Below are 21,760 nucleotides of genomic sequence, written 5' to 3' on the forward strand. Positions count from 1 at the left end.
AGAGGATATCCGGAACAGAAAATGCTTAAATCATTAAAATTCTAAATAAGATAGCCTCTTAGGTACGACAATCACGCGTATCGATGATGCCATGGCCTTTCAAGAGATGTCCGATGATTTTTGGCGTCAGGCAGAACCCTTGCTGGAGCCGTTCAAGCGGAAACACTCGGGTGGCCGTACACCACTTGATTTCCGCGTCATCTTGAACGGCATCCGCTACCTGCTCAAGACCGGCTGTCAGTGGGACTGTCTTCCCGTGTGCTATGGCGCCAAGAGTACGGTGCATGAGCACTTCCAGAAATGGGTTCACGCGGGTGTTTTGAGCGAACTCTTTCGCGTGATGGCCAACGCGTATCAGGAGCAGATCGGGCTTCAATGGACATGGCAGTCCATGGACGGTGCCTTGGTGCAAGCTCCCGTGCACGGGCAATCCGTGTGTCTCGCGGAAGAAGGGCTGGGGCGCAATCCGACCGACCGGGGACGCAGCGGCAGCAAATTGCACTTGCAGGTCGATCAGCAGGGCGTGCCGCTAGGAGTGGAGGTGGTCGGTGCCAATGTCCACGATAGTCGTTTGGTGTCCTCGACGCTGGCCACCACGATTTTCCCTCGACCAGCCCCGACGCCCGACGACCCCCAGCATCTGTGCTTGGACAAGGGATACGATTACGCCCGTGTGGAGATAGAAGTGAAGGACCATGGCTATCTTCCACACATCCGGCGCATTGGCGAGGAGAAACTGGCTGACGGTGCGAAGACGCCTACGGCCCGGCGTTGGGTCGTCGAACGGACGATCGCCTGGCTGAAAGGGTTTCGGGCGATTCGTACCCGTTATGTTTGCCAGATGCCCAATTACTTGGCACTGATTCACCTGGCTTGCGCACAAATCTTATTCCGAAAACTCCAAGAAACCTAAAGTTTAAGCAAACTATGTTCCGGATATCTTCTAAGCCGCCGCGCCCATGACCCGCGCCCGCTCGGCGCGCGCGGCCAGCTCGGCGTCATCCGCCGCGACCCCCGCGATTTCGGGCCAGCCCGCACAGTGCCTGAGGGTGAGATCGGCAAACAGCTCCAGGTGGTCGGGGTTGTCGTTCAGGCAGGGAATATAGGTGTAGGACTCGCCGCCAGCCCCCAGGAAGAGGTGGCGGTTTTCGATCGAGATCTCTTCGAGCGTCTCCAGACAATCCGCCGAGAAGCCCGGCGAGATCACCTGCACCGACTTGACACCCTCTGCACCGAGCGCCTGCAGCGTCACATCCGTATAGGGCTTGAGCCACTCGCTCTTGCCGAGCCTGGACTGGAAGGTCAAGGCCCAGCGATCCGGGGGCAGATCCAGACGCTCGACGACCAGCCGCGCGGTCTTCTGACAGAGGCAGTGGTAGGGATCGCCCTTATCGAAATAGTCCTTGGGGATGCCATGGAAGGAGAAGAGCAGACGCTCCGCCTGGCCATGCGTGGCCCAATGGGCGCGAATGCTGGCGACGAGTGCCTCGATGTAAGCCGGCTCGTCGTGATAGCCGTTGATGAAACGCAGCTCCGGCAGCCAGCGCCAGCGTGTGAGCTCACGCGTCACGGCATCGAAGACGGACGCCGTCGTTGACGCGGAATACTGGGGATAGAGCGGAAAGACGAGCACGCGGCGCGCGTTGGCGGCCTTGAGTTCGGCGAGCCCGGCGGGGACCGAGGGGTTGCCGTAGCGCATCGCCAGGGCCACCTTGACGGGGCCGCCCAGGCGCGCGTCGAGCAAGCTCTGCAGCTCGGCCGCCTGCCGTCGCGAAATATCCAGCAGCGGAGAGCCCGCCTCCGTCCAAACCGACTGATACGCGGCCGCCGAGCGGGCCGGGCGCGTGCGCAGGATGATGCCATGCAGCAGGAGCATCCAGGGCAGCCGAGCCATCTCGACGACACGGCGATCAGACAGGAATTCGGCCAGATAGCGTCTCACGTCGGAGACGCTCGGCGTATCCGGTGTGCCGAGATTGACGAGTAGGACCCCAAGGCACTCAGGGGCGTCGTGGCGGTAGTCGAGCGTATTTACAAACGTCATCCAGGGGTCTCGGTCAGGTGTGCGGCGCCGGGGAGTCTTGCGTCTCCGCATACAACTGTTTGAAGAGGGCCTTGAAGCGCTGCGGGTCCGGATTGCCGAAGACGGGATCCTCGACCACCGGGGCGGCGGCCTGGATCGCGTCCCAGTCGTCCTCCGACAGCGCCTGCAGGGCGATGGGAAAGGCCTCCGAATCCTCGAGGATCATGTGCCCGCGATTGGTCGCGACCAGCTCCCGGCCGTTGGCCTCGACGTCTTCGCGCAGCAGCACCTCCTCATTGAGGATGCCCTCGATGGAGGTACGGAAGCGCTTCGTCACCTGGCTCAAGCCGGCATGCTGGCGCGTCAGTACCTCGAAGATATCGGGGCGATCGGTGCCCAACTCCAGCACGCGCTGGAAGATAAGTTCCTCGGTCGGGTGATGCACGACGTCGGCATAGTTGTCCATGTATTCGAGCAGCTCGTTGATCAGCTCATAGTCGGGCTCGGTGCCCTCATGAAAGCGATCGAGCAGCCCGTCGAGCAGATTGAGAACCTGTGTCAGCCGCGCATGGTCCTGCGCGAGCCTCGCCATGACTGGATGCATATGCTTCCTCCTCGGATCAGCGGACAGGAACGGAATCCTCGCGCAGACGACACAGCGTCCGCGGGCGTCAGAGATCCCGGCAAGCCCACCATGGCGTTGGAAATCGAGCGATGATTGAGAGACAGGACCAGAACCCGGTCTCCGCCGAGCAGTATGCCATCATCGCCGACGTTGCCAAGCCGCGATCCAGCGCCAGACCGGTCCCTCTCGGTGACTCTCGCCGATCGCGACATAGTTGAGCGCGTGGATGTTCTGCAGTACCCAGTCCATCCGCCGGCGCGCCTCTTCGCGTCCGCAGAAGAGCAGACGTTCGCCGATATGGAGCCGCTCCTTCCCATCCGGCAGGAGAATCCGCTCGTCGCTGCGCACCAGGAGCAGGGGGAGCGCGTTGAGTCGCCTGTCGCGATCGCGCGGGTCGCGCAGCAGGGTATCGAGCGTGACGGTGAGACCACGGCCCGCGGCATCCTTCACCGCAAAGGCCCGCTCGGCGTCGATGGTGACCTCCCACACATAGGGGACACTGTCGTCCACCAGGGCGATGATGCGGGCGAGCAGCATGCGCGCCCAGTCCTCGTCCTGAAAGCGCGCCAGGTTGGAGAAGTCCGCCAGCAGTGGCGTGACGAGCCGGACGCGGATGCGGTGCGCGATGATGGTGCTGGGATTCATGATCGCCTGCGCCCCGACGCGGTCGAACAGCTCCTGGTTCTGGATGTGATTCTCGCGCGCGATGACGAAGAGATCCGAGTTGAGTTGGAGCGCGGTCATGACGATGGAGAGGTTGTCGGCGTCATGGTCCGTGCCGGCCACCAGACCGACGGCGCGCCCGATCTCGGCCTCCTCCAGCGTGACCGCCTCGGTGCCTCTCCCGTGAACCACGCCCTCCGGCGGGATGCCCGTCTTGTGCGGTTCCGCCTCGATCACGGCCAGCTCCAGCCCCTGCTCCTTGAGGTGCTTGTACATCGCCTTGCCGAACCGCCCGTAGCCGCAGATGACCCAGCGCCCCTTATGCGGCGGATAGTGCGGCTCGCTGATGGTCTCGCCGGTGAATCCAGACAGCCAGTCGACCAGCAGCGTCTGACAGGGCGCCTGAATAGCGATGGCGATATAGAGCGCGAAGGCATCGAAGGGATCGTAGATATGATCGGTCCCGAAAGAGGCCATGTTCGCCTCGACCTCGTGCGAGTCGGCACGGCAGATGACCTTGCTCTTCGGGTTCAGCAGCTTGGCCGCGATGGCGATCTTAAGGTTGGCCTCGTTGACATTGGTCAGGGCCACGACGCCGCGGCACAGGGGGTGCTTGAGCCCCGCCGCTTCAAGCGCATCCGGGCTGCGGGCGTCGGCGCAGAGGGCGGGGACGAACTCGCGCTGGCTGTCGAGCTGCAGGAGATTGACGCGCTCCGGATCGATGTCGATGACGACCGCATGCAGCTTCCGATCCGTCAGTCCCTTGACCAGTGCCGTGCCGGTCTGGCCGTAGCCGCAGATGAGATAGAAGGGCTGTGTCAGACGCCGCACGCGCAGGCGGAAGCGCCGCTCGGCGATGGCCCGCTGCAGGGTGCTATCCTGAAGCAGGGTGATGAGGTTGCCGATGGCGTAGATCCAGACGGCGACGGTGACGAAGACCGCGAAGGAGACCCAGATGCGCTGCGCATCCGTGAAGGCGTTCGGCAGCTCGCCGAAGCCGATGGTCGTCGACATGTAGCTGACGAAGTAGAAGGCATGGAAGAGGCTCATACGCGTCACGTTGCCGTCCGCGTCCTGAGCCGGGATGATCGCCATCCCCGCCATGGCCACGGCGTAGGCGACGATCAGGGTGAGCAGCGGCGTGCGCATGCGCCGCAGGATGAGGAAGAAGATGGTATCCATGGGAAAATCCGCCCGAAGCGGCGGCTAGCGGCGCAGCATGACGGTCTCGATCACCAGGAGGGTCACGGACACCACGTTGGCGATCATGGCCCCACCAGAGAGCGAGACGATGCTCGCCATCACGGACTCGGTCAGCCCCGCGTCGGTGGCATAGAGGGCGAAGGTCCACAACAGGGTTGCCGCGATCAATTGGAGCATCGCAACCAGGCTGGTCGAGAGCAGCACCGCGCCCATCTGGGTCCGATCGCCGAACTTGAGCACGGTGGCGATCATGTTCACCACGACGACGGCGAAGAGCTCCCAGGCATGGTGATGATTGGGATTGTCCAACTCACCGACGAAGAAGCCAAAATTCAGGGTCAGGGCGAGGACGATGAAGAAGCCGAAGACGACTTTCTCGGGATTCATGGCGGGCAGCTCCTGCGCGGCGGTTGCGGGGATCATGGTCGTTTCATTGGGGCGCGGGCAATCCGGGATCGGGTCCACTGGAACCAGCCGTCGCGACCGGACCCCTATGCTAGCACCAGACCGGGCGTAAGCCGGATAGCCCCTTGCTGATCACCCTCATCACAACCCTTGCGGGACTGGGCTTCGGTCTCTGGGACGGAGAGCCGGCGCTGTTCGCCGTGCTGGGATTCCTTGCCGGACGCGTCATCGCCCTCGAGCTGGGCCTGCGACGCCTGCGGCGGGAGCTCCTTCCGCGAGCCGCCCCGGCGGATGCCGCGCCCGCGTCGCGGGTGCCGGCTTCGGCCGATGTCCGCCAGCCTGCCGAGGCCGTCGCCAAAAGGCCGGAGCCCTTCTCACTGGACCTGGATTGGATGCAGGATCGAACGGCCCCGACCAGGCCCGAGGGGCGGCACGGCACCCCGGACGCCGGGCCGCCGACCCGGGTCGGCGCGTCGGCCGGCGACACCCTGCCCGGCGCTGCTTGGCTCCAAAGCCTGCGCGACTGGCTCATCACCGGCAATCTCTTCGTCCGCGTCGGTATCCTACTGGTCTTCTTCGGCGTCGGCTTCCTCATCAATTACGCCGTCGATCAGCAATGGCTGCGCTTCTCGCTGGAGCTGCGGCTGGCCGCGGTCGCCGTGGCGAGCCTGGGTCTGCTCGCGCTGGGCTGGCGGCTGCGCGCGAAGCGGCGCGACTACGGCCTGCTGCTTCAGGGCGCGGCCATCGGCATCCTCTACCTGGACGTCTACGGCGCCTTTCAGCTCGCCGACGTGCTGCCGGCGACAGCCGCCTTCGTCCTCATGGCCCTCATCGGCCTCTCGGCCGCGGCGCTCGCGGTCGTCCAGAACGCCTCCTCGCTGGCTTGGTTCGGCTTCGCGGGCGGTTTCCTGGCGCCCATCGTCGCCTCCTCGGCCAACGAGGATCATGTCGCCCTCTTCAGCTACTACGCCATCCTGAATGCGACCATTCTCGCCGTGGCCTGGCTGCGCAGCTGGCGGGCGCTGAACCTGCTCGGCTTCGTCTTCACCTTCGGCATCGCCGTGATTTGGGGCGTGCTGCGCTACGTGCCGGAACGCTTTGCGAGCACGGAGCCTTTCCTGGTGCTCTTCTTCCTCTTTTACGTCGCCATTGCGGTGCTCTATGCGCTCCGTCAGCCGCCACGCTGGCGTGGATATGTCGATACCACGCTCATCTTCGGCACGCCCATTGTCGCCTTCGCCTGTCAGGTCGAGCTGGTGCGACACCTGCCGCATGGCATTGCCTGGTCCGCGGCCCTGGCCGGCGGCTTCTATCTCGCGCTCGGCGGACTGCTCAGGCGCAACGCGGCGGAAGGACTCAAGCTGCTTGCTCAGGCCTTCGTCGCGCTCGGGATCATCTTTCTCTCGGTCGCCATTCCCTTTGCGCTCGCGGCGGACACCACGGCGGGGGTCTGGGCGCTGGAGGGCGCCGGCCTGATCTGGATCGGCAGCCGGCAGGGCCGCCCATGGACCCGAGCCTTCGGCCTCATCCTGCAGGCTGGGGCGGCGGTCGCCCTGATCGCGGGGATGCCCTATGCCCTGCCCCGCCCCTTCATGAACAGCGTCTATCTCGGCGCGGCCATGCTCGCCATCGCCGCCGCCTTCAGCGCCTACTGGCTGGACTGCGCCGACAGCGGACGCCGCAGCTGGGAGCGCGGCAGCGCCGCCTGGCTGCTGATCTGGGGCTTGGCCTGGTGGCTCGGCGCGGGAGCGGCCGAGCTGGTGCGGCTGGATGCCGGCGCGGCGCTTGCGGCGAACGCGCTCTGGTACGGGCTCCTGACCCTCGCCGTCGCCGAGGTGACCGCGAGCCTGGCGCCCTGGCCGCGCCTGTACCCCGCGCAAGCCGCCCTGCCGCTATTGGGGCTGGCGGCCCTGGCCGCGAGCCTGGGCCGTGTTGCCCATCCCGCGATGGCGGGCGGAATCGCGGCATGGCCGGTCTGGCTGGCGGCCGGATATCTCGTCCTCCTGAGGATGGAGCGGCGGGAGATCCGGCCCTATCTCGGCTGGACACATGCCGCGCTGGCGCTGCTGCTGACGGCCGTCCTTGAATGGGAGCTGGTCTGGACGGTCATGAAGCAGCCTGCGCTGGCCGAGGGATGGCACCGTGCCGCCGTCGCGCTGGTCCCCGTCCTGGGTCTTTGGACCCTGACCCGGCTCCGCGTCTGGCCCGTGACGAGCTGGGCCTTTGCCTACCAGGTCGGCGTGGGCGGCGTCCTGGTCTTCGGCCTGCTGCTGTGGACGCTCTGGTCGATGGAATCGCCCGGCGGCTCGGCCCCCCTGCCCTGGCTCCCGCTGCTCAACCCCCTTGATGGGATGCTCGCCCTGATCCTGCTGACGCTCTGGCACTGGTGGCAAGACCTCGGGCGCCGGCAGCTGATCCATCCGACACCGGCGGAAGCGCGCTTCGCCCGGACGCTTTTCGGCACACTGGCCTTCCTGTGGGCCAACCTGGCGCTGCTTCGCGCCCTCCACCAGCTCGTCTCGATCCCCTATGAATGGAGCGCCCTTTTCCGGTCGGACCTCGTGCAGACCTCGGTCGCGGTGCTTTGGGGACTGGTCGGAGTCGGTCTGCTGCTGCTCGCGCGGGCGCGCGGGTCGCGGACGGTCTGGATCGCCGGCGCCACGGTGCTGGCGGCCGTGGTGGTGAAGCTGTTCGCGGTCGACCTGGCCGCGAGCGGGACCCTGGAGCGTGTGATCTCCTTCCTGGCGGTCGGCGGCCTACTGGTCGGGATCGGCTGGTGGTCGCCGCCGCCACGCGCTGACGCGATCAAGGGGCAGGCGACTGATCGCGCCTAATGCGGCATCTCACGCAAGGTTGCGACTCGATCAGCAATCAGTCTCGGGGGATCGCCGAGCGTCGATCGCCCGATCGAGCCCCAGACTCAGGTCGCCAGCCAGCGCTCGAGGACGGAGCGCAATTGCGCCAGGTCGAACGGCTTGCTGAGATACCCGTCCATGCCGGCCGCCTGGCATCGAGCCTCGATTCCGCGTTGGACATCGGCGGTCAGCGCAATGATGGGAACGGGGGCGCGACCCAGCTCGCGCTCCAACCGGCGGGCCTCGCTCGCGGCAATGAAGCCATCCATGCCTGGCATGTGACAATCCATCAACACCAGGTCGTAGCGGGTCGCGCGGAGCAGGTCCAGCGCCTCACGGCCATCGGCCGCGACATCCGCCCGGTACTGGAGAAAGGACAGCATGTACCGCGCCAGCTCCTGATTGACCGGGTTGTCCTCGACCAGCAGGATCCTAAGGCCGGATCCCGGCGCGGCCCCGTCTGGGTCGGGTGCCGACAGCTCCGCGCCGGGCGCGCTCGGCCGCGTGGATGCTTCCGCGGTTTGCGGTGGATCCGCCGCTTCGCCAAGTTCTAGTCGAATCCGAAAGCAGGCACCCTCGCCCGGTGTGCTGATCAGGTCGACCTCCCCGCCCATCAGCGTGACCAGTTGCCGGGTGATGGCCAGCCCAAGCCCCGTGCCGCCGTGTCGGCGCGTGCTGCTCCCATCGGCTTGTTCGAAAGCATTGAAGACGAGCTGCTGTTGATCGGGGGCGATACCCGGACCGGTATCCTCGACCTCCAATCGCAGACCCAGCCTCTCTCCTCCCCGAGCAAGGACCCGCGCCCTCAGCCGAACCTCGCCGCGCTCGGTGAATTTCACCGCGTTGCCGAGCAGATTGATCAGCACCTGGCGCAACCGCTGGGAGTCGCCGCGCACGCGGCGCGGCAGGCTCGCGGGAAAATCCGCGATCAGCGCCAGGTCCTTGCGATCGGCCTCGCCGGCAACCAGACCCAGACAGTCGTCGAGCAGACGCCGCAGGTCGAAGTCCTCCTCGGACAGTTGCATCCGTCCGGCCTCGATCTTGGAGAAATCGAGAACGTCATCGATGACGCCGAGCAGCGATTGCGCCGATTGATTGGCCATCTTCGCAAAGCGCTGCTCGCGCTCGCCCAGACGGCCGCTGTGCAGCAGCAGCTCGGTCATTCCCAAGACGCCGTTCATGGGGGTCCGGATCTCGTGGCTCATGTTGGCGAGAAACCGGCTCTTGGCTTGGCTGGCCGCTTGCGCGGCATCGAGGGCGTGGACCAGCTTCGTCTCGGACGCCGTGAGCGCATCGACTTGATCCTGAATGATCTCCTGGTCCGCGCGATTCTGCAGCAGGGTGCCCACCAGCCGGGCAAAGACGTTGAACGATCCCGCGCATGCCGCCAGGTCGATGTCATAGAAGGCACGCCGCCGCTCGGTCACCATGCCGAGCATGAGGCCCTTGGACCAACCACCGGAGTCGGTCAGGGGACAGGCCGCCAAGCGGGAGATCCCCGCGAGCCCATGCGTCGTTTCGTCGCCGTCCCAGTTGACGATATCGACCCCGGGCTTGCCCGCCGCACCCAGCCCACGCGCCCTGAGCCAGGCGGCCAGGGCCGTCCAATCGATGTCGACCGCATCGGGCCCGGCAACCGCCATGGGACGCGGCGGCAGACGCTGCCGGTCGTCGAGCAGCCAGAGGAGGCCGATCTCGACCTCGAAGACATCCACCACGGCCTCGGCCGTCGTCTCGGCGAATTCCTCGACCCCATCGCTGCCGATCAGCCGTTTGCTATAGCCATAGATCGCCTCGAACCGGGACAGCTCGCGATCCAACCGATAGCCGGTGTCGATGAGCTTCTGCTCGACAGCGGCGACACGGGTGATACGCGACTGCAAGGCGTCGTACTTCGCCTTCAGCTCACGATAAGCCTCATCGTTCGCCATTGGTCCCCGCTTGCCTCCCGATCAGATGCATGGCCCGCCCCCCGCCGCGAGGATCGATCGATGCGCCGCGTGAAGCACGCCGGTCAACGCCGGTAGAGGGCGCACACGGACGAGCTGTAGTTGTGATAGGTGTTGGCGCCGCCGAGCTTGGCGAACTCGCCGAACCCATAGATGCCGAGCCATGGCGGCACCTCGCCGCCACTGGAGAGCGGATGCTGCAGGCAATGCACCAGCTCATCCTTCATCACCTTGGCGAAGAGATAACGCCCGCGCGCCAGACAGTCGGCGTGAAAGACCGCCGCCACGCGCCGCCCTGCGCCCTGCCCTGAGATCCATTCCATCATCCTGTTCAGCTCGGAAAAGATCAGATCCTCGTCTCTGACCGTCAGCCAGAGTCGGGTGCCTTCGGGACAGTCGGCGGTGTAGTGCATGACGCCTTCCGGCGTGCGTTTGGTCACGACGCGCAGGATGTGGTCGTTGCCGTATTCCGCTTTCAGGTGATCCGGCAGCTCCTCGGCGAGCGCGCCCATGGGGATGGTGTCGCCGCAGGAAGCGGACGCCTCCAAGCCCAGCCGGTCCGTATACTCCTCCCAGGCCGGGCGTCCGTTCAGCGCGATGATCCGGCTGCCCTCGGAGCGGGTCACCACCATCGGCTCGCCCACGGCGAGGAATCCATGAGTGGCCCGCGTAACCGCCTCCAGCGTCGGGTCGGCAAAACCGACGGCAATGGCCGCGTGCTCATAGACCTCGCCGTCCACGAATTGAAAGCTGACCACGCCTTTCATGTTGTCCGCGGAGGTGGCGCCGAACAAGGTGATCTCGGGCCCCAGCTCGGACTCGATTCCGGCGATGCAGCGGTCGTTGGCGATGTCGATCCCGGACGCCAGGAAATAGACCATGTCGATCGCGGGATTCTGGGCCTTGAGCATCCGGCCCAGCGTCTGCGCCTGCTCGTAGGAACTCTCGCCGCCGATGGCGTCGACGTGCGCGACGGCGATCTCGCCGGCCTGGCCGCGCACAGCCATGATCGCGACATCCTTCATCGACTCGCTCACACCTTCCCGGCCGACGATGCCGCAGCAGGAGGCGCCGAGGATGCGCGCGCTTGGCGCCAGCTCCCTGGCCTGCTCCAGGAGCGCACGGAAATCGTGCCCCATGGAGGAGTAGATGATCAGGAGATCGCAGTCGGTGCCTTGTCCGTCTCCAAAGGCAGCCTCCAGGCATTCGGTGATGGCCCGCCTGGAATTGACCATGCGCGTGCTCGCTGAGTAGAAATCCAACATCGTCCACCTCCCCAGTCGCCCGATGCAGCCATTCGGTGCTTGAGCGACTAGGCTAGCGAATCCCTACACGGCGCGCTGTTCGCTGGTTCACAACTGGCGGCGATCCGGGCCATGTCTCGGGCCATGGCTCATGCCGCGGTGGACGCGGCCTCGGCGGACCTGCGCTCGCTGAGCGCCCGATGCATGAGGATGTTGACCACCCGCAGCGTCGCGCCGATGGCCGCAAACACCTGATTGGCATGGACGCCGCGCGTGCGCAGCTCACCATCGTCCGTCTGCCAGGTGATGCTGCACTCGGTCAGCGCGTCCGTCCGTCCGCCCTTGGGGATGCGCACTTCGAAGTCCGTGAGCTGCGGCAGGGCGAGACCCTGCTTCTTCAGGACCTTGGACAGGGCGCTGGTGAAGGCGTCGTAGCCGCCGTTGCCGTTGCCCGCGGCGGTGTGCTCCTGGTCGTCGAGACGAATCTTGATGCTCGCGGTCGAGTCCAGACCCAGACTCGAGGAGATGCTGCAGGCCAGCAGCTCGGCGTGGTCGTAGTCCTTGCTCTCCAGCACCTCGGCGATGATGAAAGGCAGATCGTCCGTGGTAATGGTCTTCTTGGAGTCGCCCAGCTCGACGATGCGCTTGAGAACCTTGCGCTGGTTGTCCTCGGAGAGGTCGATGTCCAGACGCTCCAGGTTCTTGGCGAGCGAGGCCTTGCCGGCGAGCTTGCCGAGCGCGTACTTGCGCCGACGGGCGAAGCGCTCCGGGGACAGCCGGCTGTGGTAGAGGCTACCCTTCTTGTCGCCGTCGGCGTGGATACCCGCCGTCTGGGTGAAGACGTCGGCCCCGACGATGGGGGCATTGTCGGCGATGCGCTTGCCGGAGAAATACTCGACCAGCTCGCTGACACGGGCGAGATGGCTCTCGTCGATGCCGATCTCGAAACCCAACTGATCGCGCAGATTCACGGCCACTTCGGCGAGCGAGGCGTTGCCGGCGCGCTCGCCCAGACAGTTGACCGTGCAATGCACGGCGGCGGCCCCGGCCTGCGCGGCGGCGAGCACATTGGCGGTCGCCAGGCCGTAGTCGTTGTGCGGGTGGAAATCGAACTGCAGCGCGGGAAAGCGCTGCACCATGTCCGAGATCGCGGCGAAGACCCGCTCCGGCGTCATGACGCCGAGCGTATCCGGCAGCATGAAGTGCCCGATACCATTGTCCGCCAGGCGCTCGATCAGGCCGAAGACATAGCCGGGATTGTCGCGGTAGCCGTTCGACCAGTCCTCGAGATAGAGATTGACGGCCAACCCGCGCTCGTTCGCGCGGGCAATGGTCTCGCGGACATCGGCGACATGCTGATCCAGGGTCTTGCCGAGCTGGCCGCGACAGTGCTTCTCGCTGCCCTTGGCGAGCAGGTTGATGACGCGACCGCCCGCATCGACGATCCAATCGACGCTTTGCCCACCGTCCACGAAGCCGAGGATCTCGACCCGGTCGGCGAGATCGCGCTCCTCCGCCCAGGCGACGATCTGGGCGACCGCATTGGCCTCGCCGGAAGAGACGCGGGCCGAGGCGACCTCGATCCGATCGACCCGGACTTGCTCCAGCAGCGCCTTGGCCAGATTGACCTTTTCGGCAGGCGAGAAAGAGACCCCCTGAGTCTGCTCACCGTCGCGCAGCGTGGTGTCCATGATGCGAACGTAGCGGCCGGGCTCACTCATGCGCTCGACCCCGCCGACAGGCTCGCCTCAAGGTGGCCTTTCACGGCGGCGACCGTGGCGTCCAGCTCGCTGCAGCGCGACTCCTTCTCCATCAGCCCCCGCAGTGATGGCGGCTGGGGCGCCTCGCGCCCGATCGCCTCTTGCACGGCCTCGACGAACTTAGCCGGGTGCGCGGTGGCGAGACAGACGATATCGGACCGACCACGGGCCGCATGGACCCCGACGGCGGTGTGGGGACAGAGGATGTAGCCGCTCGTCTCGAAGGTCGCGCGGATCTGTGCGAGCGTCTGCTCGTCCGTCACGGCGACGGCGTCGAAGTCCGCGAGCGCCCGGGCATGATGCGCGGCATCGACGTCCAGGCGGCCCGTGCGCTGCATCTGTTCGAGCAGGGCACGTACCGTCGCGCTGTCGCCGTCGTGGAGATAGTAGAGGTAGCGCTCGAAGTTCGAGGCGATCTGGATGTCCATGGCCGGGCTCAAGGTCTGGTAGACCGCGTCGCCGACGGCGTAGACGCCGGTCTGAACGAACCGCGTCAGGATGTCGTTCCTGTTCGTCGCGATCACCAGGCGGTCGATGGGAAGCCCCATGCGCTTGGCCAGATAGCCCGCGAAGACGTCGCCGAAGTTGCCGGTCGGCACCGAAAAGCTCAGCCGCCGCGACACATCCCCAGCTGTGACCCGTCCCCAGGCATAAAAGTAGTAGACGGTCTGAGCGAGGATGCGTGCCCAGTTGATGGAGTTGACCGCACCGAGCCGGTGGGCGGACTTGAAGGGCAGGTCGTTGAAGAGCGCCTTCACGATCCCTTGGGCGTCGTCGAAGGTGCCGCGCACGGCGATATTGTGGACATTCTCGTCCAGCACCGTGGTCATCTGCCGCTCCTGGATCGGCGAGACGCGGCCCTTGGGGTGCAGGATGAAGATCTGGATCCGGTCCTTGCCCCGCACGCCATAGATGGCGGCCGAGCCAGTGTCGCCGGATGTGGCGCCGACGATGTTGAGCTGGCCGCCGTCGCGCTCAAGGAGGTACTCGAAGAGATTACCCAGGAGCTGCAGGGCGACATCCTTGAAGGCCGCGGTTGGCCCGTGGAAGAGTTCGAGGATCCTGAGCCCGTCCTGATCGATGACCGGCGTCACCTCGGGATGGGCGAAGGTGGCATAGGAACGCTCGATCAGGTCGCGGAGATGGTCGCGCGGAATCTCGTCGCCGACGAAAAGTGTCAACACTTCCAGCGCAAGGTCCTGGAAACCGAGCCTCGACCACTGGGCGAGGGTGGCAAGATCGATCTGGGGGATCTGCGTCGGCACGAGCAGACCGCCGTCGGTCGCCAAACCCATCATGACCGCCTGCGCGAAGCCGACGGGCTCGATACCACCACGGGTACTAACGTAATGCATTGTATTCACACTATTCATCTAGCTCGATTCAAGGGGGGGCAGCGACCGCTCTCGCAGGCGCTCGACGCTCGCTCAGACTAAGAAACCCCAGGGGGATTGGCAACCGATGAATCAGACGCGACCAGGATCATTTTCAGACTTTTTGGCCGCCGATGGATGTCATTTCTCGCGTTTTTTCCGCCGACCGGCGAGGCCGGGAGCGTTGACAGGGCGGCAAGCGCGACAAGACAATGCCGACAATCCGCTGATTCGGCAGATCAAGGCGGATGAATCATAACGAAGACATGAGGGGGCCTCTGCCAGCATTTCGATCGACCAGTCCGCGCCCGCGGGTTGCCGGTCATCGCGCCCCGTCACCCCGAAGCAACTCTGCAACCAACGCAAACTTCGAACGGAGTGACATCCTAAATGACACCTGAAAACCGTGCGGGATATTGGAAGGCGAATCTTAGCCTTCTAACCATCCTGCTGATCATCTGGTTCATCGTCTCCTATGGATTCGGCATCCTGCTCGTCGAGCCGCTGAACGCCATCAAGCTGGGCGGTTATCCGCTCGGATTCTGGTTCGCCCAGCAGGGCTCCATCTACGTTTTCCTTGTCCTGATCTTCGTTTATGCCGCAACCATGAACAAGCTCGACAAGAAATACGACGTCGACGAAGACTGAGGAGCGCAATTAAATGACTGCACTTGATATGTGGACCTACGGCGTTGTCGGCGCGACCTTCGCGCTGTACATCGGCATCGCCATATGGGCCCGCGCCGGAACGACCGGCGAGTTCTACGTCGCCGGCGGCGGCATCCACCCCGTCGCCAACGGCATGGCGACCGCGGCCGACTGGATGTCCGCGGCCTCCTTCATCTCCATGGCCGGCCTCATCGCTTTCAACGGCTACGGTGCATCCGTCTTCCTGATGGGCTGGACCGGCGGCTACGTGCTGCTTGCACTGCTGCTTGCGCCCTACCTGCGCAAGTTCGGCAAGTTCACGGTGCCCGAGTTCATCGGCGACCGCTACTACTCGCAGTCGGCCCGCATCGTGGCCGTCGTCTGTCTGATCCTGGCCTCCATCACCTACGTCATCGGCCAGATGAAGGGTATCGGGGTGGCCTTTTCACGCTTCCTCGAAGTTCCTTACGACGTCGGCCTCTACATCGGCATGGGCATCGTCGCGGTTTACGCCGTGCTCGGCGGCATGAAGGGCATCACCTATACCCAGATCGCTCAATACGTCGTCCTGATCTTCGCCTACACCGTCCCGGCGGTCTTCATCTCGCTAAATCTCACCGGCAATCCGGTCCCTCAGATCGGACTGGGCGGCGAGTATGTACAGAACGGCGTCGCCAGCGGCATGACGCTGCTCGACAAACTCGACCTGGTCGTCACCGAGCTTGGCTTCAAGGAGTACACCACGCAGGTGATGGGCAGCTCCTTGAACATGTTCGTCTACACCTTGTCGCTCATGATCGGCACCGCGGGTCTGCCCCACGTCATCATCCGCTTCTTCACCGTGCCCAAGGTGCGTGACGCGCGCTACTCGGCCGGCTGGGCGCTGGTCTTCATCGCCCTGCTCTACACCACGGCCCCGGCCGTTGGCGCCATGGCCCGCCTCAACCTGATGGACACCATCCAAATTGGTCCCGTCGGTGCCGAGGATGGCAACCTGGTCTACGACGAGCGCCCCAGCTGGTTCAAGAAGTGGGAAGAGACCGGTCTCCTGCAGTACGAGGACAAGAACGGCGACGGCCGCATCCAGTACTACGACGACAAGAACCCCGCGTTCGCCGACAAGGCTGAATCCTTCGGCTGGAAAGGCAACGAGATGGTCAAGGTCGACAACGACATCATGGTGCTCGCCAACCCAGAAATCGCGGGACTGCCCGCCTGGGTCATCGCCCTCGTGGTTGCCGGCGGCTTGGCCGCGGCGCTCTCCACGGCGGCAGGTCTTTTGCTGGCCATTTCCTCGGCCATCTCGCATGACCTGCTCAAGGGCGTGTTCGCGAAGGGTATCTCGGAGAAGGCCGAGCTCAACGCGGGACGCCTCTCCATGATCGTCGCCATCCTGGTCGCGGGTTACCTGGGCCTGAATCCGCCAGGCTTCGCGGCGGGAACGGTCGCCATTGCCTTCGGTCTTGCGGCATCGTCGATCTTCCCGGCACTCATGCTGGGCATCTTCGCCAAGAAGATGAATCGGGCCGGGGCCATCGCCGGCATGATTTCCGGCATCACCGTGACGCTGCTCTATGTCTTCCAGCACAAGGGCATCTTCTTCGTCCCAGGCACCGAGTTCCTCATGCCTGAGATGGGCATGGGTCCGGACTGGTTCTTCGGCATCTCGCCGAATGCCTTCGGAGCCGTGGGCGCACTGGTGAACTTCATCGTCGCGATCCTGGTGTCGAAAGTCACCGCACCGCCGCCGGAGCACATCCAGCATCTGGTCGAGGACGTCCGCGTCCCGGGTGGCGCTGGAGCAGCAGTCGGTCACTAGGCCGAACCATTTCAGCAGGGATGCTGATTGAGCCCCGCCTCGGCGGGGCTTTTTTGGTGCGCCAGCCGAAACCGCGCGAGCGAACGGCTATGCCGACCATGGGATTGATATTTTCAATGCAATGAATCTGCTCAGCACCGAAACAGAACGCGACTTTCGTGCTTCAATGACAGGTCGCGCCGTCAGCCTGGGTCCCTTAGGGTGAGCGCACTGCCGCTTGCGTCCAACGACCCACCCAGCGCCATAGAACAAGAAGAACTCGGCGAAACCGTTCCCAATACCACGCAGGGGTGAACCACGATGGATGTCGAACTGATCGAAATCCAGGAGTTTCTAGCCAGTCATCCACCCTTCGATCAGCTCCCGCAGGAGGCGCTCGAGCGTCTACCCAAACGTCTGTCCGTGCGCTATTTCCGCCGTGGCACCGAGTTTCCTCCGAGCGAGGCCGAGCAGCCCTGCCTCTACATCCTGCGACGCGGCGCCGTCGAGCTGCGCGATCCCGAGGGCGAGCTGATCGGCAAGCTGGCGGAGGGCGACCTCTGCGAGATGCCGTGCCGCGAGCAACCCGATGAGCTGAACTACCAGGGCACGACCGCCGAGGATACCCTGGTCTATGCCCTGCCCTGCACGGAGCTGGCGGATCTGCGCGCCAAGCACGCCGCCTTCTCGGAGCATTTCGATCAATCCATCTCGAACCGGCTGCGCAAGGCGCTGGATATCGTGGTCGACGCGCCGAGCGCGGGCACCGGGCTGATGACGGTGCGGGTTCGAGACATGGTCAAGCGCAGCGCCATCACGACGGGTCCAGAGACGAGCATCCGCGATGCCGCACGGATCATGTCGGAGCACCATGTCTCCTCCCTCCTGATCATGGATGGCGAGCGTCTCGCGGGGATGATCACGGACCGCGATCTGCGCAATCGCTGCGTCGCCGCTGGTCTGCCCACGGACCGGCCGGTTCGGGACATCATGACCGACACCCTGACCACGGTGGACATGGAGACGCTGGGCTTTCAGGCGCTCATCACCATGACGCGACTGAACGTGCACCACCTGCCAGTGCTCGCGGACGGCCAGGTCGCCGGGCTCATTTCCTCCACCGACCTGACGCGCTTTCAGAGCACGAACTCGGTCTATCTGGTCGGCGATATCCATCGGGCCGAAACCATCGAGACCTTGGTGGCCATCAGCGCCAAGATCGCCGAGCTGCAGGTCCATCTGATCACCGGGGGCGCGACGGGCAATCACGTCGGCCAAGCGGTCAGCGCCATCACGGATGCCATCACGCTGCGCCTGCTGGAGCTGGCCGAGGCGGCGCTCGGTGCCCCGCCGGTCCCCTACGCCTGGATGGTCGGCGGCTCGCAGGCACGTCGGGAGCAATCGTCGCACTCGGATCAGGACAACGCGCTGCTCCTCTCCGATCAGGCCACGCCCGAGCACGAGCCCTATTTCGCGGCGCTTGCCAAGTTCGTCAACGACGGACTCAACGCCTGCGGTTTCATCTACTGCCCCGGCGATGTCATGGCCATGAACCCGAAGTGGCGGCAGCCGCTGCGGATCTGGCACAAATACTTCACCAATTGGATCCTCAAGCCGGAGCCGATGGCGCTGATGCTCTCGAGCGTCTTCTTCGACCTGCGCCCGCTGCACGATCCCAGCAGCCTCTTCCCGGAGCTGCAGGAGCGGGTGCTGGAGCGCTCACGCTCGAATCGCATCTTCATCGCCTACATGGCATCCAACGCGATCAAGAATCGTCCACCGCTGGGCTTCTTTCGCAACATCGTCCTCATCCATGGCGGCGATCACGACCATACCTTCGACATCAAGCATCGCGGCATCGTCCCGATCATCGATCTGGCGCGCGTCTACTCGCTCACGGCCGGGATCGCGGAGACCAATACCATCGAGCGGCTGCAGGCGGCGGCCGAGCGTGGCGCGCTCAGCAAGGATGGCGCGGCCAACCTCATCGATGCGCTGGAGTTCATCGGCACGCTGCGGATGCGCCATCAGGCCCGTCAGCTCCGTCACGCCCAGAAGGCCGACAATTTCCTCTCACCGGATGATCTGTCGCCGCTGGAGCGGGGACACCTGAAGGAGGCGTTCCTCTTGATCAACACCATGCAGGAATCGCTCGGGCAGCGGTATCAGGCGGGGCGTTTTGCCTAGCGGCGGGCGCAAGCCGGCGCCGCCGGACGCGCGGGTCGGCAGCTGATGCCATCCGTCCTCGACTGGCGCCGTCGCTGGCACTTGCACCGCGCGCCGCCAGGCCCGTTGCGTGACTATTTGGAGCAGCCGTTCCCGCACCGACGGACCGACTATCGCGCGCGCGAGTATCTGGCGATCGATCTCGAGACCACCGGACTCGATACCCGCCAGGATCAGATCCTGAGCGTCGGCTATGTCACCGTGCGAGGGAACGCGATCGACCTCTCGACCGCGCGGCACCGCGTCGTGCGCATCGACCGGCCGATTCCAGAGGCGAGCGCGGTGATCCATCAGATCACCGACGATCAATCGGCTCAGGGGGGCGAGCTGGCAGACGTCATGACGGAGGTGCTGGCGGCGCTCGCGGGCAAGGTGATGATCGCGCATCACGCGACCATCGAGCAGGGCTTCCTGAGCAACGCCTGCAAGACCTGCTGGGGACGCGGACTCTTGATGCCGATCATCGACACCCAGGTGCTGGCCTACCGGACATTCGAGCGCCGTCAGATCCCCTACCAAGCCTCGGATCTGCGGCTGTTCGCGCTCGCCAGCCGCTACAACCTGCCACGCTACGGCGCCCACAACGCCTTGAGTGACGCCTTGACGGCGGCCGAGCTGTTCCTGGCCCAGGCAGCCTACCGCGATGACGGCAGAGGACTGCCCCTCGCGGACTTCCTCTGCTAAGGCCAAATACACCATGCGTTCCGTCTAGATACACGATCCCGCAAAGGGCTACTATCTCCCATCACCGCCAGCCAGCTGCCTCGGAGAATCCGATCGGGCGCTTCGCTGGCCCAAACCACAATGCCATCCCACGCCGAGGAGACAACAACGATGTCAGAAGAAAAAGTCTATCCAGTGCCAGCGGACATCGCGGCCAAGACGCATATCAACGCCGAGCAATATGCAAGCCTCTATCAGCGCTCGATCGACGACCCGAACGGTTTCTGGGCCGAGCAGGCCGAGCAGTTCGTCACCTGGTCCAAGCCTTGGGACAAGGTCATGGACTACAGCTTCGATGCCAGCAATCTCTACATCAAGTGGTTCGAGGGCGGGAAGCTCAACGTTTCCTACAACTGCCTGGATCGCCACCTCGACACCCGCGGCGACCAAGTGGCCATCATCTGGGAGGGCGACAACCCGGAGGAGGATCGCAAGATCACCTACCGCGAACTCCACGCCGAGGTCTGCAAGCTGGCGAACGTCTTCAAGTCGCGCGGCGTGCAGAAGGGCGATCGTGTCTGCATCTACTTGCCGATGATCCCGGAGGCCGCCGTCGCCATGCTGGCCTGCACCCGCATCGGCGCGGCCCACTCCATCGTCTTCGGCGGCTTCTCGCCGGATTCGCTGCGCGACCGCGTGCTCGACTCCGAATGCAAACTGGTCATCACCTCCGACGAGAGCGTGCGCGGCGGGCGTCACATCCCGCTGAAGCGCAACGCGGACACCGCGCTGCAGGAATGCCCGAGCGTCGACACCTTGGTCGTGGTGCGTCGCACCGGCGGGAATGTGGAATGGAGCGAGGGTCGCGACATCTGGTACGACGAGGCCGTGGCAGCCGCCTCCACCGATTGCCCGCCCGTGGACATGGACGCCGAGGACCCGCTGTTCATCCTCTACACCTCGGGCTCGACCGGTAAGCCGAAGGGCGTGCTGCACACCACCGGTGGCTACCTCGTCTACGCCGCCATGACCCACAAGTACACCTTCGACTACCAGGACGGCGAGGTCTACTGGTGCACCGCCGACGTCGGCTGGGTCACGGGACACACCTACATCGTCTACGGGCCGCTGGCCAATGGCGCGACCTCGCTCATGTTCGAGGGCATCCCGAACTACCCGGATATGTCGCGCTTCTGGCAGGTGGTGGACAAGCACAATGTCTCGATCTTCTATACGGCACCGACCGCGATCCGTTCGCTGATGCGCGCCGGCGAGGAGCCGGTCAAGAAGACCTCGCGCAAGTCGCTGCGCATCCTCGGCTCGGTCGGCGAGCCGATCAACCCGGAGGCCTGGGAGTGGTATCACCGCGTCGTCGGCGACGAGCGCTGCCCCATCGTCGATACCTGGTGGCAGACGGAGACCGGCGGTCACCTGATCACCCCTCTGCCGGGCGCCACGCCGCTCAAGCCCGGCTCGGCGACTCGCCCCTTCTTCGGCGTCATGCCGGCCTTGGTGGATCCGGCCGAGGGCACCCCGATCGAAGGTGAAGGCGAAGGCGCCCTGGTGCTGACCCGCCCATGGCCGGCGATGATGCGCACCCTCTACGGCGATCATCAACGCTTCATCGACACCTACTTCAAGCAATATCCCGGGAAGTACTTCACGGGCGATGGCGCGCGGCGTGACGCCGATGGCTACTACTGGATCACCGGGCGTATCGACGACGTCCTCAACGTCTCTGGTCACCGCCTGGGAACGGCCGAGATCGAGTCCGCGCTGGTGCTGCATCCGCACATCGCCGAGGCAGCCGTCGTCGGTTATCCACACGACCTCAAGGGTCAGGGCATCTATGCCTATGTGACCCCGATGGCAGGCGTGGAGCCAACGGACGACCTCAAGAAAGAGCTGGTGGCACTGGTGCGTGGCGAGATCGGCCCGATCGCGACCGTGGACCTCATCCAGTGGGCGCCTGGGCTGCCGAAGACCCGCTCCGGTAAGATCATGCGCCGCATCCTGCGTAAGATCGCCGCGAACGAGATCGACTCGCTCGGTGACACCTCGACGCTGGCCGACCCGACCGTGGTCGAAGATCTGATCGAGAACCGCGCCAACCAGTAAGGCGTAAAGACGCCCTTTCGGGGGCTCGTCCGCCACGCACGCGGACGGGCACCCCGAGCGGCGACAGGCTACGGCACTGTCAGTGACGCTCACCGCGGGTGCGGCTTGAATGAGACGCTGTTGCGACAGGTCGCACGTCTCTGGAGCCACCGCGCGACGACGCAGAGCTTCCGATCGAGGCGCCTGCCGATGCAGGCACGCCCGACT

General features: G+C 64.9%; 15 protein-coding genes. 7 read left to right on the forward strand and 8 right to left on the reverse strand.

What is annotated here, in order from left to right; genetic code table 11:
• Positions 1-91 precede the first annotated feature (91 nt).
• Entirely contained in the window at positions 92-913 is an 822-nt protein-coding gene (locus tag CKO23_RS02420; RefSeq protein WP_242482168.1) for an IS5 family transposase, read from the forward strand.
• A gap of 30 nt (positions 914-943) precedes the next feature.
• On the opposite strand, the gene hemH is transcribed toward CKO23_RS02420, so the two are convergent.
• The 4 genes from hemH to CKO23_RS02440 form a co-directional block, all read right to left on the reverse strand.
• Complete coding sequence (hemH, locus tag CKO23_RS02425) at positions 944-2,044, reverse strand: ferrochelatase (RefSeq protein WP_200328160.1); 1,101 nt, start codon at positions 2,042-2,044, stop codon at positions 944-946.
• Between the two features lie 13 nt (positions 2,045-2,057).
• Positions 2,058-2,627 carry a hemerythrin domain-containing protein gene (locus tag CKO23_RS02430; protein WP_200328161.1) on the reverse strand — a complete coding sequence of 190 codons (570 nt, stop codon included), beginning with the start codon at positions 2,625-2,627 and terminating at the stop codon, positions 2,058-2,060.
• A gap of 159 nt (positions 2,628-2,786) precedes the next feature.
• Positions 2,787-4,493 (reverse strand): potassium channel family protein, encoded by a 1,707-nt coding sequence (locus tag CKO23_RS02435; RefSeq protein ID WP_200328162.1) that lies wholly within the window; start codon positions 4,491-4,493, stop codon positions 2,787-2,789.
• Between the two features lie 24 nt (positions 4,494-4,517).
• Positions 4,518-4,901 carry a DUF6394 family protein gene (locus CKO23_RS02440; protein WP_200328291.1) on the reverse strand — a complete coding sequence of 128 codons (384 nt, stop codon included), beginning with the start codon at positions 4,899-4,901 and terminating at the stop codon, positions 4,518-4,520.
• A 143-nt stretch (positions 4,902-5,044) separates the two neighbouring features.
• On the opposite strand from CKO23_RS02440, the gene CKO23_RS02445 reads away from it, so the two are divergent.
• Positions 5,045-7,753 carry a DUF2339 domain-containing protein gene (locus CKO23_RS02445; RefSeq protein ID WP_200328163.1) on the forward strand — a complete coding sequence of 903 codons (2,709 nt, stop codon included), beginning with the start codon at positions 5,045-5,047 and terminating at the stop codon, positions 7,751-7,753.
• A gap of 86 nt (positions 7,754-7,839) precedes the next feature.
• Here CKO23_RS02445 and CKO23_RS02450 read toward each other — a convergent pair whose 3' ends face one another.
• The 4 genes from CKO23_RS02450 to thrC all read right to left on the reverse strand — a co-directional run bounded on the left by CKO23_RS02450 (position 7,840) and on the right by thrC (position 14,082).
• On the reverse strand, positions 7,840-9,705 hold the full coding sequence (locus CKO23_RS02450; protein WP_200328164.1) for an ATP-binding protein: 1,866 nt from the start codon (positions 9,703-9,705) through the stop codon (positions 7,840-7,842).
• Positions 9,706-9,788: 83 nt separating this feature from the next.
• The gene (locus CKO23_RS02455; protein ID WP_200328165.1) at positions 9,789-10,988 is read right to left on the reverse strand and encodes an FIST signal transduction protein; all 1,200 of its coding nucleotides are present in this window, start codon (positions 10,986-10,988) and stop codon (positions 9,789-9,791) included.
• A 128-nt stretch (positions 10,989-11,116) separates the two neighbouring features.
• Entirely contained in the window at positions 11,117-12,688 is a 1,572-nt protein-coding gene (locus tag CKO23_RS02460; RefSeq protein ID WP_200328166.1) for an alpha-isopropylmalate synthase regulatory domain-containing protein, read from the reverse strand.
• Positions 12,685-14,082 carry a threonine synthase gene (gene thrC / locus CKO23_RS02465; RefSeq protein ID WP_200328167.1) on the reverse strand — a complete coding sequence of 466 codons (1,398 nt, stop codon included), beginning with the start codon at positions 14,080-14,082 and terminating at the stop codon, positions 12,685-12,687. Before thrC ends, CKO23_RS02460 begins: the two co-directional genes overlap by 4 nt.
• A 408-nt stretch (positions 14,083-14,490) precedes the next feature.
• On the opposite strand from thrC, the gene CKO23_RS02470 reads away from it, so the two are divergent.
• The 5 genes from CKO23_RS02470 (at position 14,491) to acs (ending at position 21,553) form a co-directional block, all read left to right on the forward strand.
• Positions 14,491-14,748: a DUF4212 domain-containing protein gene (locus CKO23_RS02470; protein ID WP_200328168.1), complete on the forward strand. Its 258-nt coding sequence runs from the start codon at positions 14,491-14,493 to the stop codon at positions 14,746-14,748.
• A 13-nt stretch (positions 14,749-14,761) separates the two neighbouring features.
• Positions 14,762-16,567: a sodium:solute symporter family protein gene (locus tag CKO23_RS02475; RefSeq protein WP_200328169.1), complete on the forward strand. Its 1,806-nt coding sequence runs from the start codon at positions 14,762-14,764 to the stop codon at positions 16,565-16,567.
• A 300-nt stretch (positions 16,568-16,867) separates the two neighbouring features.
• Entirely contained in the window at positions 16,868-18,733 is a 1,866-nt protein-coding gene (locus CKO23_RS02480; RefSeq protein ID WP_200328170.1) for a putative nucleotidyltransferase substrate binding domain-containing protein, read from the forward strand.
• Between the two features lie 45 nt (positions 18,734-18,778).
• Positions 18,779-19,456: an exonuclease domain-containing protein gene (locus CKO23_RS02485; protein WP_200328171.1), complete on the forward strand. Its 678-nt coding sequence runs from the start codon at positions 18,779-18,781 to the stop codon at positions 19,454-19,456.
• A 150-nt stretch (positions 19,457-19,606) separates the two neighbouring features.
• Positions 19,607-21,553 carry an acetate--CoA ligase gene (acs, locus tag CKO23_RS02490; RefSeq protein WP_200328172.1) on the forward strand — a complete coding sequence of 649 codons (1,947 nt, stop codon included), beginning with the start codon at positions 19,607-19,609 and terminating at the stop codon, positions 21,551-21,553.
• The last annotated feature ends 207 nt before the right edge of the window (positions 21,554-21,760 follow it).

The sequence above is a fragment of the Thiocystis violacea genome (assembly GCF_016583565.1).
GTDB classification, from domain to species: domain Bacteria; phylum Pseudomonadota; class Gammaproteobacteria; order Chromatiales; family Chromatiaceae; genus Thiorhodococcus; species Thiorhodococcus violaceus_A.